A 14,727-nucleotide genomic window follows, 5' to 3' on the forward strand; every position below is an offset into this window, starting at 1 on the left:
TCCATGAGCTACAACGTAAACAATGACTTGCCAGAAAATGCCGTGCTGTCCGTGCAGAACGTCGGCAAAACGTTCACCCTGCACCTACAGGAATCACAACGGTTACCTGTCCTGCACGGGCTAACCTTCGATGTACCGCGCGGGGCCTGTGTTGTGCTTGGTGGCGAATCGGGGGCAGGCAAGAGCACGGTAATGAAAATGATCTACGGCAGTTACGGCACAGACTCGGGCCGCATCCTGCTCAGGCACCAAGAAACCGTCATGGACCTTGTCACGGCGCAACCACGACAGGTGCTCGCAGCCCGGCGGGAGACCTTGGGGTACGTAAGCCAGTTCCTGCGTGCGGTTCCCCGCGTGCCCGCCCTCGACGTCGTCGCCGAACCACTGATCGAGCGTGGCATCAGTCGGGAAACGGCTCGCGAACGGGCAGGAGAGCTCCTCACACGGCTGAGTATCCCCACACGACTATGGAAGCTGCCGCCAGCGACCTTCTCTGGCGGTGAACAGCAACGCGTCAACATCGCGCGCGGATTCATCATCGAACGCCCGCTCCTGCTGCTCGACGAGCCCACAGCGTCACTCGATGCTCGAAATCGTGGCGTCGTGATCGAGCTGATCCGTGAGAGCCTCGGTCGGGGGACCGGGATGCTCGCAATCTTCCACGACGCCGATGTACGCGAGGCCGTAGCCGATATGACGGTCGACGTACAGTCGTTCACGCCGGCGCGCGAACGGGCCGCCGCATGAAACGATATGCAGTCTACGCAGTCCCCGGAATCAAAAAGGAAGAAACTGCCGAGGCGATTCGGCTACGCACCGCGGTCGATGACTGGTACAGCCGCCAGGAGTTCCAAGACCTCACAAAGGACGCTCGCCGATACGGATTCCACGCAACACTTAAAGCGCCCATCCACTTAGCCGCTGGACGAACGGAAGCACAACTGTGTGCTGCCGCAGACGCGTTCGCTGCCTGTCGCGGACCAGTGGTGATCCCCGATCTCCAACCCGCAGCGATTGGCGGGTTCCGCGCGTTGGTCCCCGGCAGAGACACTGAGGACCTGGATGTGCTCGCCGCCGATGCCCTGCGGGCGTTCGAGGACTTTCGTGCCCCGCTCACCCAAGGTGACATCCGCCGTCGTCGTCCTGAAAACATGGAGCGGCGAGAAAGGGAACTATTCGAGCGCTGGGGCTACCCCTACGTGCTCGAAAAGTACCTCTTCCACTTCACGCTCACCGACCACGTTCCCCTGGAGCGGACGGCCGAGATTGACGTCGCGATCAAGGACCATTTCGACGGCGTATCCGGCGTCGATGTGCCTCTCACCGCGATCGTGCTCAGCGTCGAGCCCGCGCCCGGCGCTGCCTTCGAGGTCCTGTCCGTTCACCCTTTCGCAGAACAAGCCGCTTTGGAGACCCCTGATGCCCCTCGTCCTTCATAATGCCCGCATCGTCCTGGAAAACGAGGTCATCCATGGATCCGTGCTCATCGAGAACGGCATGATCGCGGAGATCTCTCACGACCCGCAACTTTCCCTCGACGGTGTGCCGGGCGAGGATATGGGAGCGGATTACCTGCTGCCCGGTCTCGTTGAACTGCACACCGACCAGGTTGAGTCGCACTACCAGCCCCGGCCCAAGCGGTTCTGGGATCCGATCCAGGCAGTGATCGCGCACGACGCACAGATGGCAGCTTCGGGCATGACAACTGTGCTGGACGCGATGCGCATCGGCAGCGGCCCGGGTGAGAACCTGATCAGCGGTAACGCGCGCACACTCGTGAATGCGGTAATTAACGCGGCCGAGGCGGGTCTGTTGCGCGCGGACCACTACGTGCATCTGCGCTGCGAGGTGGCGACACCGGACGTCGTTGACGTGTTTGACGAGGTCGGCGGGCACGAACGGGTGCGGATGGTGTCGCTCATGGATCACACGCCGGGGCAGCGCCAGTATGCAGACATCGAGGCGTTCCGCACCTACATGGTTGGCAAACACAATATGACCGAGATGCAGTTCGGCGAACACGTCAGTGAGATGCGGCATCTTTCGGCGAAGTTCTCCGAGAACAATCGGCGCAGGATGGTGGGGCGCGCTCACGATCGAGGTATCACGATCGCCGCGCACGACGACGCTACCCAGGCGCACATTGATGAATCGACGGCAGCAGGCGTGCGAATCTCGGAATTTCCCACGACCATCCTGGCCGCTCACGCTGCCCGGGCGGCAGGACAACTTATCGTCATGGGTGCGCCAAATATTGTCCGCGGCGGTTCGCACTCCGGAAACGTAGCTGCCTCCGACTTGCTACGTCTGGGGCTGCTCGACATCCTCTCCAGCGATTATGTCCCGTCCAGTCCGCTCCACGCTGTTTTCCTGTTGTTCAGCCGCGGAGACATTACCTTGCCTCAGGGGGCCGCGCTGGTGAGCGGCAATCCTGCGCGTGCCGCCGGTCTTGACGATCGCGGCGTCATCGCGCCTGGCAAACGGGCCGACGTCGTTCGTGTCCAGACATACGAGGGGGTCGCGACGGCGCAGCACCCGCTCGGATCGTCCCTGCCGATCGTGCGCGGCGTGTGGTGTGAGGGAAAGAGGGTCGCGTGAGTGGCGCATTTGTGGCCATTGTAGGACCGAGCGGATCGGGGAAGGATTCGATTATTGATCACGCACGCCTTGCCATCGAAGGGCGCGAAATCGTCTTCCCGCAACGCCAGATCACCCGGCCTGTAGGTACAGGGGAAGATCACAAGCCTGTGAGCGAGAGCGAATTCGAGGTCGCCAAGGACCGCGGCGAGTTCGCGTTGACGTGGCGAGCTCACGGCCTGGCCTATGGCATTCCGGCCCACGTGTTCGACGCCGTCGGCGCGGGGAACCTGGTCGTGGCGAACCTCTCGCGCGGGGTGCTCAAGCACTTGCCTGGCCTGTTCGCGAACGTGCACGTTGTGCGCATCACGGTTTCGGAAGATGTACGCCTCGCGCGCATCATCGCACGCGGTCGAGAGGACGAAATTGCCGCAGCGTCACGCGTTGCTCGCCTCAACCCGGCGCCGGATCATCCGGCCGACCTGGAGATCGTCAACGACGGCACGCTTGAGGAAGCGAGCGGGAAACTCGTGGAGTTCCTGGTCAACGTCCAGGATACGGCGGGTAGAACCACGGAACTGCACCGACAACGTTCGTGAGCCTGAGGATTGCAACCGACTCGGCATAAACCCTCCAGAATCAATGGAAACTGGAGAGAGTTTAGTACCTTCTATTGTTCCGATTCATCGTCTAGAACAAAGGTCAAAATGGGGCCGTGGCAAGGGTTGATAGCCTTATGTCGCCAAAGTAGGCTTGATAACTGACAATGGGTCTTGAGTGCTCAACATGCTCTGACCTGCGGTGATAGTTTTCGTCACGAGGCCCATGCGGTTGCATTAAGGGCCGTTCAGCGCGGGCTACTTCGGTTGGAATTCCAGCCTTTGACTTCTAGCGGCCAGTTGATAATGAACGCTCGCGGTCAACGTTTTGTTGGCTTTGAACTTCATCAACAACGCAGGCGAAATGACGCCCAAGGAACTCTCCGCGCTGCTGGAAATCACCACCGGATCCATGACAGCAATGGTGGATAGACTCGAAGCCGCCGCCCTGGTCACCCGCAATCCCCAGCCCACGGACCGCCGGAGCCTGCTGCTTACCCTTGCATCTGCCGGGCGGCATGCCACACAGTGGGCGCAGGAAGTCTTTGAAAACGCCATTGCCAGCGTTTGCCAGCAAGAAAGCAACCGGGAGGCCGCAGCCGACGCGGCCTTCCTCGCCACCATTGCCGAAGCTCTCAACCAAGCCGCCCGGCTCCAGAAAGCAGCCTAGAACCTACAACGGTACCGGCACCGCACGCTTTTCCGGCACGAGCATCAAAACACAAGCAGGACAATAGACCTCAAGCGCAAAAAAGCAGGAGGGTCCGAGTACACCCGGGCCCTCCTGCTCTATATGTCCCTCTTAGCTTTGACGCACTCCACGACGGCTACGCACTGCCAGCAGCACGCCGCTTCCCAACAACAGGAAAGCCAACAGCCCTACCATCACGGACAACGAGGTGCCAGTATCGGCCAAGTCAATGCCATCCCCTTGGTGCCCTGGATCCGCAGGCTCCACTGGTGGACCCGACGGATTGACAGGAGCCGGTGGAATCACTGCGCCCACGGCATAAGTGATGGTCACGGTGCCCGGCAATGCCAGGTTACCGTCACCGTCTTCGGCGGTGTATTTGATGGGGGTTAGGTCCCCGCCGAAGCCGGCCTCGGGGGTGAAGGTGATGTCGCCTGCGTCGTTGACGGTCCAGGTCCCTTCGCCGGTGGCGATGACGGGGTCCTTGGTCGGGTTCCCTGTTGCCGGGTTGATCAACTGCACCGTGGCCGGGTCCATGCCCGGATCCAGTGCGGCAGGAACCGTCACGGGCTGACCCTGATCACCGGCACCGGCCGCATCGGACACGTTCGGGTAGAGGACTGTGACGGTGGCGTGAGTGACGTGTGCTCCTGTGCCATCGGTGGCGGTGTATCTAATCGGCGTTGGATTCGACTGGAAGCCTGCCTCCGGGTTAAACGTAAAGCTACCTGCACTGTTTACCGTCCAGGTCCCTTCACCGGCAACCACCAAAGGGCTGGTGGTCGGGGAGTTTGTTGCTGGATCAATGATCCTCGCACTGGCTGGATCAATGTCGCTGGTTTGTCCGGTGAGGGGCACAGTGACGGGCTGACCCTGATCACCTGCACCGGACAAGTCGATGATGTCGCCTCCGACAACGATTGTCGCAGTTGAGGTGACGAGGTTGTTGTTCGAATCCTGGTAGGTGTAGGGCATTGCCGGGGTTGTGCCCACGTAACCGCTTGCAGGGCTGAACATGATGAGCCCTGTGTCACTGTCATAGCTCCAAGCGCCTGCCGCTGTGGACATGCTGGTCTGGCCATTGCTGAACAGGAACGTGTTTCGGTTCGCCGTGGTGGGGGTGGCATCCGCTGGCACGGGTGCGAAGTTTGCAAACGGGTCGATGGTGACGGGGGTGTTGAACGGGGTGCTGGTTGATTCAGGCGCGTCGGCGGGAGCTGCAAATGTCGTGGTCGCCGGAGCGAACTGTCCCACGTTCAAGAAATTGGCAACCACGTTGCTGGGCCCATTGGTGTAGCTGCCTGGGGCGGTACCGCCTCGGACTTGGATGGAAACCGTGCAGCTGTCCGCACCATTGGGGATGCCGCCAGCGATGCGGATGGTGTTGCCGCCGGTCACTGCGGTGGTGGTCACAGCCGAGGGGGTTACGGCACCTCCCGCGGGACTGACACAGGCAACCGTCAGCGCGGGGTCGGCGACTGTCATCCCTGCTGGGAGTGTGTCCGTAAAGTCCCAACCGTCTTTGGCCAAAAGTTCTGTGGTGTTGTTGATCTTGAACACCACACCCACTCTGTCGCCCACCGTGTTGACGGGCGTGCTGAAGCTTTTCTCGAGAGTCGGGGTGACATCCACGATGCGCATGTTATCAACGGCGGCGTCATTGCCTGATCCGCTGCCGTTGAGGTTTTCAATCACGGCCCGCAGTGAGGACCCGGTGAATTTCGTGGCCAAGGCTGAATCAACGGTGGCGACCCGGGCTGTGCGGGCCGCGCCACCTTCCAGCCCGGGAGCTGTGATGTTGACGGCTCCCGGGTCGGTGCACAGCGCAGATGAGCCAAGAGGTGTTGCAACGTTGGTTGTGCCGTTGACAATGGAGAACTTGTAGTTGGGGCCGCTGGAGGCGCAATTCAATGCGGCACCATCGACTGACAGGGCAACGTACCTGTTTTCGCCGCCGATGTTGATGACGCTGCTGCGCAGCTGTTCCCCCATGCCGGGGTTTTCACCATCAGTGAACGCGGCGAGGACGTGGTTGGTTTCCGGTGCAGGGTTGCCCCTGTACTGGCCCAAAGCATTCGCCAACTGCCGCAGGGACTGGTAGGCCCTGGCGTTGAGTGCCGGGTCTGAGCGGAGATTGCAGTTGGTCAGAGCCAGATCGTCAGGGCTGGAGTTGCCTGCCAGAATGTTTCCGTTACATGCCCGCAGCCATCCCGGGTTGGCCGTGTAGGTGACATTCATGCCATTGGGGGCGATACTCGAGTAGTTCGTCAGGAGGACCGGCTGGGTGCCAGTGTTCTCAAACTTGGCTTCAAACAGCACCTCTTGAGGAACTGCGGCAGTCGCCGCCGGTGCCGCTAAAAGGGGGGTGAATGCCGCGGCAATAAGGGCGCCAGCAGTCACGAGTGTACGTCCGATCGGAGGACGCTTCGATATGGAAGTCATTCAATGCTTTCTGTTCAGCGGCGGACCGCGTATTGAAACTTTGCGCACCAACTTCCGCCTTTAAACAGCGCGCACGTCCGGTCTTGTAGATTCCCCCTAAGAATATGCCTAGGAATCACATGGGGAGCTTACCGGGCATGCCAAACAAGCTCAAAGGAATCTACCACTGGGCTGCCCCTGATTTGGTCCAAGCCACTCGGGTGTCTGGACCTAGTTTGTTGCTCAGACCCGCTAAGGTGCCGGGTTTTCCCGTCAGAGGTCAACTAAAGCTGAAATGAAACCGCGGTCTTGCAAGCCGTCACCAAGTGAAGGTGCTCCGGAAATGACCAACAACTGTCCTTCTGGAGCATTGACGAAAGTGATTCAACTCACTAAATTGATAGGACGTTCTACGTCTTTTCTGATGTCGATTGGCTTAGGCGTAGAGCCAACCTGTTCATACATTGCCGGCTGAATTGCCGCCGGAAACACCCGGCCCGGGCTCCTACACCCGGGTCTTGAAAGGATTGAAATGCCCTTCATTGACCATCAACGACGAGGTTTGGCGGGACGCGCGGGAATTGCGTCCCTTGGAGTGGCTGCACTGCTGGCAGGGACCTTCCTGGGTTCAATGCCCGCCTCGGCGGCGCCGAGCGACCCTCCCGGCACCTTTGCCGAACAGAACCTGGCTCCAACAGTGGTCAGCCCCTTCGCAGCCTACCGAATCCCGGCGCTGAGCTACCTGGGCAACGGAGTTGTGGTGGCTGCCTGGGACGGCCGGCCCACCAGTGCCGCCGATTCACCCAACCCCAACTCCATTGTGATGCGCCGCAGCACCGACAACGGCGAGACTTGGGATGCCCAGCGCACCATTCTGGCCGGAAACCTTGATGCAGCCAACGGCGGAGCCAACAAGACCGGCTACAGCGATCCGAGCTTCGTGTTTGACGCCGAAGTCAACAAGCTGTTCGTGTTCTCCGTCTACTCCAAAAGCACGGGCTTCAATGCCAGCGTCTTTGGCAATGACGACGCCAACCGCAACGTCATCAGCGCCCAGGTCTCTGAATCCAGCGACGGCGGGATCACTTGGGGAGCGCCGCGCCTGATCACCAATGTGGTCAAGCCCGGCAACAACGCCGCCAGCCCCCAGCCCGGTGACGTGCGTGGCATGTTTGCCAGCTCCGGCGAGGGCATCCAGCTCAAGTACGGCCAGTACGCAGGACGTCTGGTCCAGCAGTTTGCCGGCGATGTGCGCCAAGCTGACGGCAGCAACGCCATCCAGGCCTACAGCGTGTACTCCGACGATCATGGTGTCACCTGGAAAAAGGGCGACAACGTGGGCACACGCATGGATGAGAACAAGACAGTGGAGCTCTCCGACGGCCGGATCATGTTGAACTCACGCTCCAACAACGCTGCCGACAATGCCCGCAAGGTGGCCTACTCCAACGACGGCGGCCAGAGTTACGGACCCGTAACTTTGGACATAAACCTGGTTGACCCGGCCAACAACGCCGCCATAGCCCGCCTCTTCCCCGAAGCACCGGCAGGATCGGCCGATTCAAAGAAGCTGATCTTCACCAACACCAACGACGCCAATGTCCGACAGAACGTCTCAGCACGGGTTTCCTGCGATGACGGAAAGACCTGGGGAGTGCCGCGCACCATCCGCGCAGGTTCCTCGGCCTACTCCACCGTCGCCCGCCTGGAATCGGGCCAAATTGGTGTCTTGTATGAAAGCAATTTCGTCAACGGCATTTCCTTTGCCAAGTTCAACGACGCCTGGTTGAACAGCTGCACGCCTCCCGTGCCGGCTGAACCCACCACAATTGCCGGTGTCACCATTGCAGGTCTTGCCACGGACACTTCACGCGACCTTGCGGCCAACCCCTACAAGGCAGGTGACATGGTTCCCTACAGCTTCACCGTCACCAACAAAAACGCTGGAACTGTGGCCGTCACGCCGTCGGCCGGTAATTTTGCTCCCTTCCTGCCTCCCGCGGCAGGCAACTGCCGCTACACTGCATTGCCCGCAGGTTCCTCCTACAACTGCAGCGGTCAGAACCACACTGTGACAGCAGCGGAAGTGAACCAGGGCTACTTTGTCCCCGACACCAGCTGGTCCATCACCGGCGCGGCCACCGGAAGCGGAAAGGTGCTGGGCCGCCCCGTGCCGTTGAAGGGCGGAATCCAGACCCCCACAGCCAACTTCTCCGGCGTAACCATTGCCGGAACACGCACGGACACGGCCCGCAACGTGACCAGCCAGCCGTACGTCGCGGGGGAGAAGGTTGGCTACTCCTTCGCCGTCAAAAACACCACGGCTGCCACCCTTACGGTGACACCCACGGCTGGGAATTTTGCCCCGTTCGTGGCACCGGGAACAGGCAACTGCCGCTACACGGCGTTGAATGCGGCAGGCTCCTACAACTGCACCACACCGCAGTACACGGTGACGGCCGCAGACGTGGCCCGCGGCTACTTTGTTCCGGACACCTCATGGTCCATCGGCACCAGCGCTGCACAGCGGCTGCTCGGTGAAGTAGTAAAGATCAAGTAACCTATTTCCCAGAACATGGACGGCGCCCCTAGGGCGCGTTGCCTAATGGACATTTCCGGGCCTTTCATCATATTTTGATCTGGAAAAACCAAGGTGGAAACAACATCGTTGAAATGGCTTCGATAGCATTCGGAACTCATGGTGCTGAGACGGTGTTGTGATCGATTACAGGCAATTGGGATGAAGACCTCTTAGGTTGGCGGTTAATGCACCGTTACAAACCTAGGAGGTCTTCATGTCTCACTGTTAGGTCGATCCATCTCGTCATGTCTTGCCACGGGCGCAGGTGACGAAGGAAATACGCAGCATACGGAAATACAGCCCCAGAGAGTGGCCGATTCCGAGATGAGATTTGAGTCGGTTTGGAGAACCCTGCCTCCAAACCAAAGTCCTGGCCGGACTTTGCCGCCCGATCGCGGCGACTACGTGATGCCCTCAAAGAACAAGCTGGGACGAGGCAATTATCCGCCCCCTGATGTCAGGCCATGACCGGACGCCTTCACCTAGCCCCGGATGTTAGCGCATGTCTGCGTTGTTGGTGGGTAACCTCCCGAAGCCATGCATCACCACTTACGGACAACTTTTTGTCTTGTCGAGCAGGGGCATGGGGAACCGTTTTGCACAAGCCAATTAATTCGAGCGAACAATCAGTGTCTCAGTTGGGGGTGCGGCGGCGCAGAGAACGGAAAAAATCGTACGCTAAGGGCTAGTTGAGCCAGGTAGCCACTGGACTACAGCTTGCCAATGGAAGCCACTCAGAGCCCGTCCGCAGGGGAACGGTAAAAGGGACGATGAACCGGTCCGCTGGGGATGTACCTTCGTACAAGACGACGAACCGAAGCTCCAATCGAGGATTGCGACGGTGTCTCCATGGTTTTTCTGCCACCAGCCTTCGAAAAGCTCATGGTGCTTGACGATGAGCGCTTTGATTTTCTTGAGCTGCTTCTGGTTTGCCCAGGACTGAAGGGCGCCCTCGGATTCGCCAGTCTCGAGGTTGATCTTCACGTACTGACTGTCGGGCTCAGATTTCTTCAGAAAGTGGATATGTGGCGGCGGATGGTCATTCGGCTACACGTGAAAGCTGATGCCACCATCAAAACTCTTCCCCTCCGCAGCCAAAGCGGGGAAGAATCCCTCTTCGTCGAAAGCAGTCGGCCAGTCGTCTCTGTTCTCGCCGAATTCATACAACGCCATGCTGGCGAGTCGGTCCAGGACGTCCTGAGTCTCTAGGCGCCCCTCGGCCTCAGCCAACTGCCATCCAGCGGGTTCACCGAGGTTACGTCCCGCCCGCTCGTAGGGCGTGAGATCATCATCCTTCACTTGCACAGTCTACAAAAGGAGGGCTTGATCGCCCCTTTTATAGCGTGTTTCACGCCATCTACGATGTCCCGTAAGACGGTCCCGGATCGCGACGCATTCGAGGCGTCCTCTCACGCTGAATGACCCCAAATGTGCAGGAGGCCTTCGGAATCGCGTATACCCTGCCCGCGAAACTGTCTCACTTCGGTGGCTCAATCGCCACAGGTGCACCTGTGGCTTCGCACATTATCGGGAACGGCCGGGAATAGGCCAGGCGCTTGCTGCCGTCCGTGCCGGTGACACCCTCGGCGTCACCAAACTGGGCCGGCTCGCACGGCGCCTGCCTGATGCCAAGGACATCTTCGATGACTTCACCTTCCGCGAAGTGAAATTCAGCATCGGCGGATCCATCCACGATCCCGCCGTCCCCGTCGGTCGACTCCTCTTCAATGTCCTAGCCATGGTCGCCGAATTCGCATCTGATCTCATCCGCGCCCGTACCCGAGAGGGAATGCAGGTCGCTAAGGCCAAGGGCCGGCTTCGCGGCAAACAGCCCAAACTCTCCAAGACCAAGGAATCCCATCTCGTCTCCTTGTAACAGGGGGTGAGAACACGCCACCACTGAAATCGCTGAACTTTTCATACTTGCCCGGAATACCGTGTATCGCATCGTCCAACGAATTCAGTGATTGCCCCGCAGCACCCCATACCGCAGTTGATGTCTGGTCCTTCCGGTATTTCGATGGAGAGCTCGTAACCCATTCGATTGCGGATGTCCGGTAGCCGCACTTCAGCCGCTGCACGCAGCACAACCAGCACCGCGATCCCACCGATCTATGTAGCGACCGGAAGCAAAGCACCGGGGCTGGGCCGCATTTTTGGGAATGGGTAGCGCTGCCCATGTCAATGTGTCTTGGTCGTCCATAGACTCGGCAAGGAGCGCACCTTGAGCTTGCATACCTTCGCAGCATCAGTTAAGGAGTCAACATGAAAACTTCTCGTTCCCGCCAGCGCCTCTCAGCTATCACCTTGGCATGCGGTCTTTTGATGGGTCTAGGGGTGGCCGTCGCCCCGGCATCGTCCGCGACACCGGCCGGCTTTACGGCGTGGCCACGGGTTTCCTATGAAGCCTGCGCCTACTGGAAGAACCAGTATGCGCAGAAAGGGTATTTGACCACCGCCTGCCATTCGTTCGCAGGCAACACCTGGAGCTTTGACTACAAACGCCAGTTGAACTGATTGATCCGCTGAGTCCTAACCTGCGGGTAGCTCCAACATGTCTCGTAACTAGTGAGGACTGCACCAATTTAGTCAACAAGTTTCGAGACACAGTTTCGAGAATATCTACCAGGATAGGCCCTGCTGTAATTCCGCGGGATTTGGAGCGGACGCCAAGGGAGCTGGTCAATGGCAACGAGACGTCTCATATCCATAGGGACATGAGACGTCATCGTGTTGCAGTTGGAGTACAGGAGATTCTGTTGATCGACGGGACGAGGACGACTGCCCGGCCGCCACGGTGCTGTGAGGGGATCAGCGCCGCAATCCTCCCAGCGCGTGGGTAACTATGTTCGGAGTCCTATAGCCGCATCATCGTATTAGAACCGGGGATCTCAGCGTAGACGGGCGTAACGTCAAGGCCCCTGCGGCGGGGAACTGGAAGGCAAATCCCCGGTGGATCGTGGCAAGCTAGCCTCTGGTTGGCCCCTCGATTGCCTCGGTATCACGGCCGGTCCATATCTTGACGATGGCCCACGCGACGGCGGTTATGGGCACGGAGAGCACGGCGCCCACAAGACCGGCCAAAACTGTACCTATCGTCAGTGCAAGCAGGATGACCAAGGCATGCAGGTTCAGGGCCTGTGCCATCACGACTGGCTGCAGGAAGTTGCCCTCAAGCTGATTTACCAGGATCACTACACCGAGCACGATCAGTGCGACAACAGGTCCGTTGGCCACCAACGCCACGAGCGTGGCAAGGATGCCGGCGAACGTTGCGCCGACCATCGGGATGAACGAGGTAATAAAGACGATGACCGCCAGCGGTAGAGCTAGCGGTACCTGCAGGATCCATAGAGCGATGCCGATGCCCGCGGCGTCAACGAAGGCGATGATGGCCGTGCCGCGGATGTAACCTCCCAGCGTCTCAACGGTGCGCGTGCCGCTTGCCCGCCACTTGGCCTCGTGGCGGCGCGGTATCCAAGACAGGAAGAAGGCCCAGATCCGGTCACCGTCTTTGAGGAAGAAGAACAGGATCACGAGCAGCAGAACCAACCCGGTAAAGAAGCTTCCGGCGGCTGACAGCCCGGTCAGGGCGCCGGCACCAAATTGGCTGCTGGTAAGGAAGTCCGTCACAGCAGTCACGCCGTCGTCAATCTGTTGCTGGCTAATCTGCAGCGGCAGGTTTTTCACCATTCCCTGTAACTGTTTAAATCCTTCGACAGCTTGGTCCACTAGGCCGGGCCACTCGGCCCGGACGGCAAAGACGATACCCGCAACTACGCCACCGATGACCGCCAAAGAGCCTAGAAACACGGTCCAAGCGGCTAGCATGGCGGACATAGCCTTGCGAGCCAACCGCACCAGCGGCCACAGAGCGCTGGAGAGAATCAATGCGATCAAAAGTGGCAGCATAGCGAGGCTAACCTGAGACAGCCCTAGGACCGCCGCGCCGACCAGTGCCAAGACCAGCAGCACCTGAGCGGCTCGGATCGCGGCGCGCCCGAGCGGGTCGGACCAGAGCAACGCCACACGGTTGGCAGGTGCCGCCAATGTGTCGGGTGGATCGGGGAGGTTGTCATTTGCCTGTTGGGCGACGGCGCTCAATGGCGCAGCTGGTTCGGCACCGCGGGTGGCCCGTCGGCGGAAGGGACGAAAGCTCATGGTGTCCACTCTAAGGCCTCGATTAGCCGCAGAACGTTTCCCCTTCGGGCACGTACCGCAGGGAACCCGACTGCCGGAATTCCACCTATAGGGTTATGGACAACGATTTTTCGTCGCTAGGCCTGCTGCCGCCCGCGATTGACCAGAAACTACCGTCGACTGTCTCATAACCTATGCGTCTCGAAGCCCATGCGTTACAACACCCCTCAAGATGGTCTGTGTTGCCTTTTCGTCGTGAAAGGGTGGTGCTTCTGTGCTTGATAGCCCGGCTTTGCCGCAGTTTTTGAATGCGGATGGCTAGCCTTTCTTTCGAAGGAAAGGAATGCCTCCGCGGCTACTTTCGGTCGGCCTGAGGGGTGTCGGAGTGCGGTGAGGAGACGCGGGGTCTGTCTTTCCAAGCGCCGGTGGACCACAAGGTCACCGCGATGAGCGCTGGCTGGAAGAAGAGTCGCACCAGGCGCTTGGAGTCAGTGTCGAGCCCAAAGCCGTCGCGCGCATGCAGCCACTGGGCGATGTTCCCGGGGAAGACGGCGATAAAGAACAGTGCCACCACCCAACCCACAGGGACGCGCCGCCGCGCGAGCAACATCAGCGCGGCACCAAGGATGATCTCGGCAATGCCGGAGGCTACGACGACCAGGTCGGCATCAAGGGGCACGAACTTCGGGACCTGCGCTTGGAATTCCTCGCGGGCGACTGTCAGATGGCTGACGCCGGCGAACGCAAGCATTGCCCCCAGTACTAGACGAACGATCGTGCGTCCCGTGGAGGTGCGTCCCGACGGCGCGACGAGTCGTGCCAGGAATGTCTTGCCGTGATCAGTCATTGGACACCAGCGCGATGACGTCGGCGAGCTCTTGGGCCTGCTCATAGGGCAGGTCCGGGCTGGTGACCTCCAGTTCTACGGCCAGTTTGAAACCGCCCACGTTGTTATTCCCGATCTGCATCCGGCCGCCGACGGTCGAGTTCTCGATATTGATTTTCTTGCCGCGGGCCGCCGCATACAGGGCTGAATGGAAACAGGCCGCGAATCCTGCAGCAAAGAGCTGTTTGGGCTTGGTACCCCCGCCCAAACCACCCAATTCACGTGGAGGAGCTAGGGGGACGTTGAAGGTTCCATCCGAGGTGGAAGCCCTTCCTTCCCGCCCGAGGCCGGTGGAAAGCGCTTCGGCAGTGTATAGAGCGTTCATGATTAATACCTTTCGGATGCTTGCTTTTCTTGGCTGGCGGCGCCGTCGGATAACGAGCTGATTTCACGAGCATAGTAGGTTTGCTCATACTCTTCAGGGGCGTGCTGTCTCATAACCTAAGTGCCTCTAAACCTATGGGTTGTGAGGCCAACCGGGCAGCTCGGGTGAATCAAGAGCAAAAAGATAGGGGCAGCATTGGGGGCTGACTGGCTGTGCTCGCGGTCGTGGATCAGTCGGCAGGGAGTTCCTACCACGTCATACAGAACTCATACTTCTGAAGGGAGAACAACCTCTATTTAGTATCTTGCATTATTGCAACGATGCCATTCAGCAACAGGTCAAGACGGCCTATTGGCAGCTTTGTATTGACCCCTGAATCGCAAGCGGGGGTCATCAGTTCGAATCTGATAGGGGCCCAGCGTATTAGTAGGGCCAAAAAGCCCAGATTTACTGCGCGTCTAAATGCTTGTGCCAGGCGATTGCTGAGCGAATGAGGGAGTTGGGGTT

13 protein-coding genes and 1 pseudogene are annotated in these 14,727 nt (G+C 59.6%); 8 read left to right on the plus strand and 6 right to left on the minus strand.

All coding sequences use genetic code 11. The features are described 5' to 3' along the window. Positions 1 to 3 precede the first annotated feature (3 nt). From phnL to CVS28_RS17235, 5 genes are all read left to right on the plus strand, one after another. Positions 4 to 747, plus strand: coding sequence for a phosphonate C-P lyase system protein PhnL (gene phnL / locus CVS28_RS17215; protein WP_103482274.1), 744 nt, complete (start codon positions 4 to 6; stop codon positions 745 to 747). Further along, the gene (locus tag CVS28_RS17220) at positions 744 to 1,439 is read left to right on the plus strand and encodes a DUF1045 domain-containing protein (protein ID WP_103482275.1); all 696 of its coding nucleotides are present in this window, start codon (positions 744 to 746) and stop codon (positions 1,437 to 1,439) included. Before phnL ends, CVS28_RS17220 begins: the two co-directional genes overlap by 4 nt. Then, positions 1,420 to 2,598 (plus strand): alpha-D-ribose 1-methylphosphonate 5-triphosphate diphosphatase, encoded by a 1,179-nt coding sequence (locus CVS28_RS17225; RefSeq protein WP_103482276.1) that lies wholly within the window; start codon positions 1,420 to 1,422, stop codon positions 2,596 to 2,598. The genes CVS28_RS17220 and CVS28_RS17225 overlap by 20 nt, the downstream gene beginning before the upstream one ends. Then, positions 2,595 to 3,176, plus strand: coding sequence for a phosphonate metabolism protein/1,5-bisphosphokinase (PRPP-forming) PhnN (gene phnN / locus CVS28_RS17230; RefSeq protein ID WP_103482277.1), 582 nt, complete (start codon positions 2,595 to 2,597; stop codon positions 3,174 to 3,176). The genes CVS28_RS17225 and phnN overlap by 4 nt, the downstream gene beginning before the upstream one ends. Before the next feature lie 337 nt (positions 3,177 to 3,513). Further along, a complete protein-coding gene (locus tag CVS28_RS17235; RefSeq protein ID WP_279325082.1) occupies positions 3,514 to 3,846 on the plus strand; it encodes a MarR family transcriptional regulator in 333 nt (110 codons plus the stop codon). 132 nt (positions 3,847 to 3,978) lie between these two features. Here CVS28_RS17235 and CVS28_RS17240 read toward each other — a convergent pair whose 3' ends face one another. Next, entirely contained in the window at positions 3,979 to 6,309 is a 2,331-nt protein-coding gene (locus tag CVS28_RS17240; protein ID WP_103482279.1) for a DUF7933 domain-containing protein, read from the minus strand. Between the two features lie 511 nt (positions 6,310 to 6,820). Between CVS28_RS17240 and CVS28_RS17245 the strand changes: the two genes are divergently transcribed. Next, positions 6,821 to 8,848 carry a sialidase family protein gene (locus CVS28_RS17245; protein WP_103482280.1) on the plus strand — a complete coding sequence of 676 codons (2,028 nt, stop codon included), beginning with the start codon at positions 6,821 to 6,823 and terminating at the stop codon, positions 8,846 to 8,848. A gap of 699 nt (positions 8,849 to 9,547) precedes the next feature. Here CVS28_RS17245 and CVS28_RS20490 read toward each other — a convergent pair. Beyond that, positions 9,548 to 9,901, minus strand: a pseudogene (locus CVS28_RS20490) (hypothetical protein); the annotation flags it as partial. 15 nt (positions 9,902 to 9,916) lie between these two features. Then, complete coding sequence (locus CVS28_RS17255; RefSeq protein WP_133159186.1) at positions 9,917 to 10,168, minus strand: hypothetical protein; 252 nt, start codon at positions 10,166 to 10,168, stop codon at positions 9,917 to 9,919. Between the two features lie 244 nt (positions 10,169 to 10,412). Between CVS28_RS17255 and CVS28_RS20495 the strand changes: the two genes are divergently transcribed. Further along, positions 10,413 to 10,745 (plus strand): recombinase family protein, encoded by a 333-nt coding sequence (locus CVS28_RS20495; RefSeq protein WP_423716425.1) that lies wholly within the window; start codon positions 10,413 to 10,415, stop codon positions 10,743 to 10,745. 389 nt (positions 10,746 to 11,134) lie between these two features. After that, the gene (locus tag CVS28_RS17265) at positions 11,135 to 11,386 is read left to right on the plus strand and encodes a hypothetical protein (RefSeq protein WP_103482283.1); all 252 of its coding nucleotides are present in this window, start codon (positions 11,135 to 11,137) and stop codon (positions 11,384 to 11,386) included. A 450-nt stretch (positions 11,387 to 11,836) separates the two neighbouring features. Here the strand turns inward: CVS28_RS17265 and CVS28_RS17270 are convergent, their stop codons facing one another. The 3 genes from CVS28_RS17270 to CVS28_RS17280 form a co-directional block, all read right to left on the minus strand. Continuing rightward, the gene (locus CVS28_RS17270; RefSeq protein WP_103482322.1) at positions 11,837 to 13,030 is read right to left on the minus strand and encodes an AI-2E family transporter; all 1,194 of its coding nucleotides are present in this window, start codon (positions 13,028 to 13,030) and stop codon (positions 11,837 to 11,839) included. A gap of 334 nt (positions 13,031 to 13,364) precedes the next feature. Next, on the minus strand, positions 13,365 to 13,856 hold the full coding sequence (locus tag CVS28_RS17275; RefSeq protein ID WP_103482284.1) for a DoxX family protein: 492 nt from the start codon (positions 13,854 to 13,856) through the stop codon (positions 13,365 to 13,367). Then, positions 13,849 to 14,220, minus strand: a complete 372-nt coding sequence (locus CVS28_RS17280) for an Ohr family peroxiredoxin (protein ID WP_103482285.1) — start codon at positions 14,218 to 14,220, stop codon at positions 13,849 to 13,851. Before CVS28_RS17280 ends, CVS28_RS17275 begins: the two co-directional genes overlap by 8 nt. Positions 14,221 to 14,727: the final 507 nt, after the last annotated feature.

The organism is Arthrobacter glacialis (assembly GCF_002909415.1).
GTDB classification, from domain to species: Bacteria; Actinomycetota; Actinomycetes; order Actinomycetales; family Micrococcaceae; genus Specibacter; species Specibacter glacialis.

What these genes read in the sequence shown, in the direction of transcription:
- phnL (WP_103482274.1), top strand. Translation starts at nt 4, where the DNA reads ATGAGCTACAACGTAAACAATGACTTGCCAGAAAATGCCGTGCTGTCC.
- CVS28_RS17220 (WP_103482275.1), top strand. Translation starts at nt 744, where the DNA reads ATGAAACGATATGCAGTCTACGCAGTCCCCGGAATCAAAAAGGAAGAA.
- CVS28_RS17225 (WP_103482276.1), top strand. Translation starts at nt 1,420, where the DNA reads ATGCCCCTCGTCCTTCATAATGCCCGCATCGTCCTGGAAAACGAGGTC.
- CVS28_RS17240 (WP_103482279.1), bottom strand. Translation starts at nt 6,309, where the DNA reads ATGACTTCCATATCGAAGCGTCCTCCGATCGGACGTACACTCGTGACT.
- CVS28_RS17245 (WP_103482280.1), top strand. Translation starts at nt 6,821, where the DNA reads ATGCCCTTCATTGACCATCAACGACGAGGTTTGGCGGGACGCGCGGGA.
- CVS28_RS17265 (WP_103482283.1), top strand. Translation starts at nt 11,135, where the DNA reads ATGAAAACTTCTCGTTCCCGCCAGCGCCTCTCAGCTATCACCTTGGCA.
- CVS28_RS17270 (WP_103482322.1), bottom strand. Translation starts at nt 13,030, where the DNA reads ATGAGCTTTCGTCCCTTCCGCCGACGGGCCACCCGCGGTGCCGAACCA.
- CVS28_RS17275 (WP_103482284.1), bottom strand. Translation starts at nt 13,856, where the DNA reads ATGACTGATCACGGCAAGACATTCCTGGCACGACTCGTCGCGCCGTCG.
- CVS28_RS17280 (WP_103482285.1), bottom strand. Translation starts at nt 14,220, where the DNA reads ATGAACGCTCTATACACTGCCGAAGCGCTTTCCACCGGCCTCGGGCGG.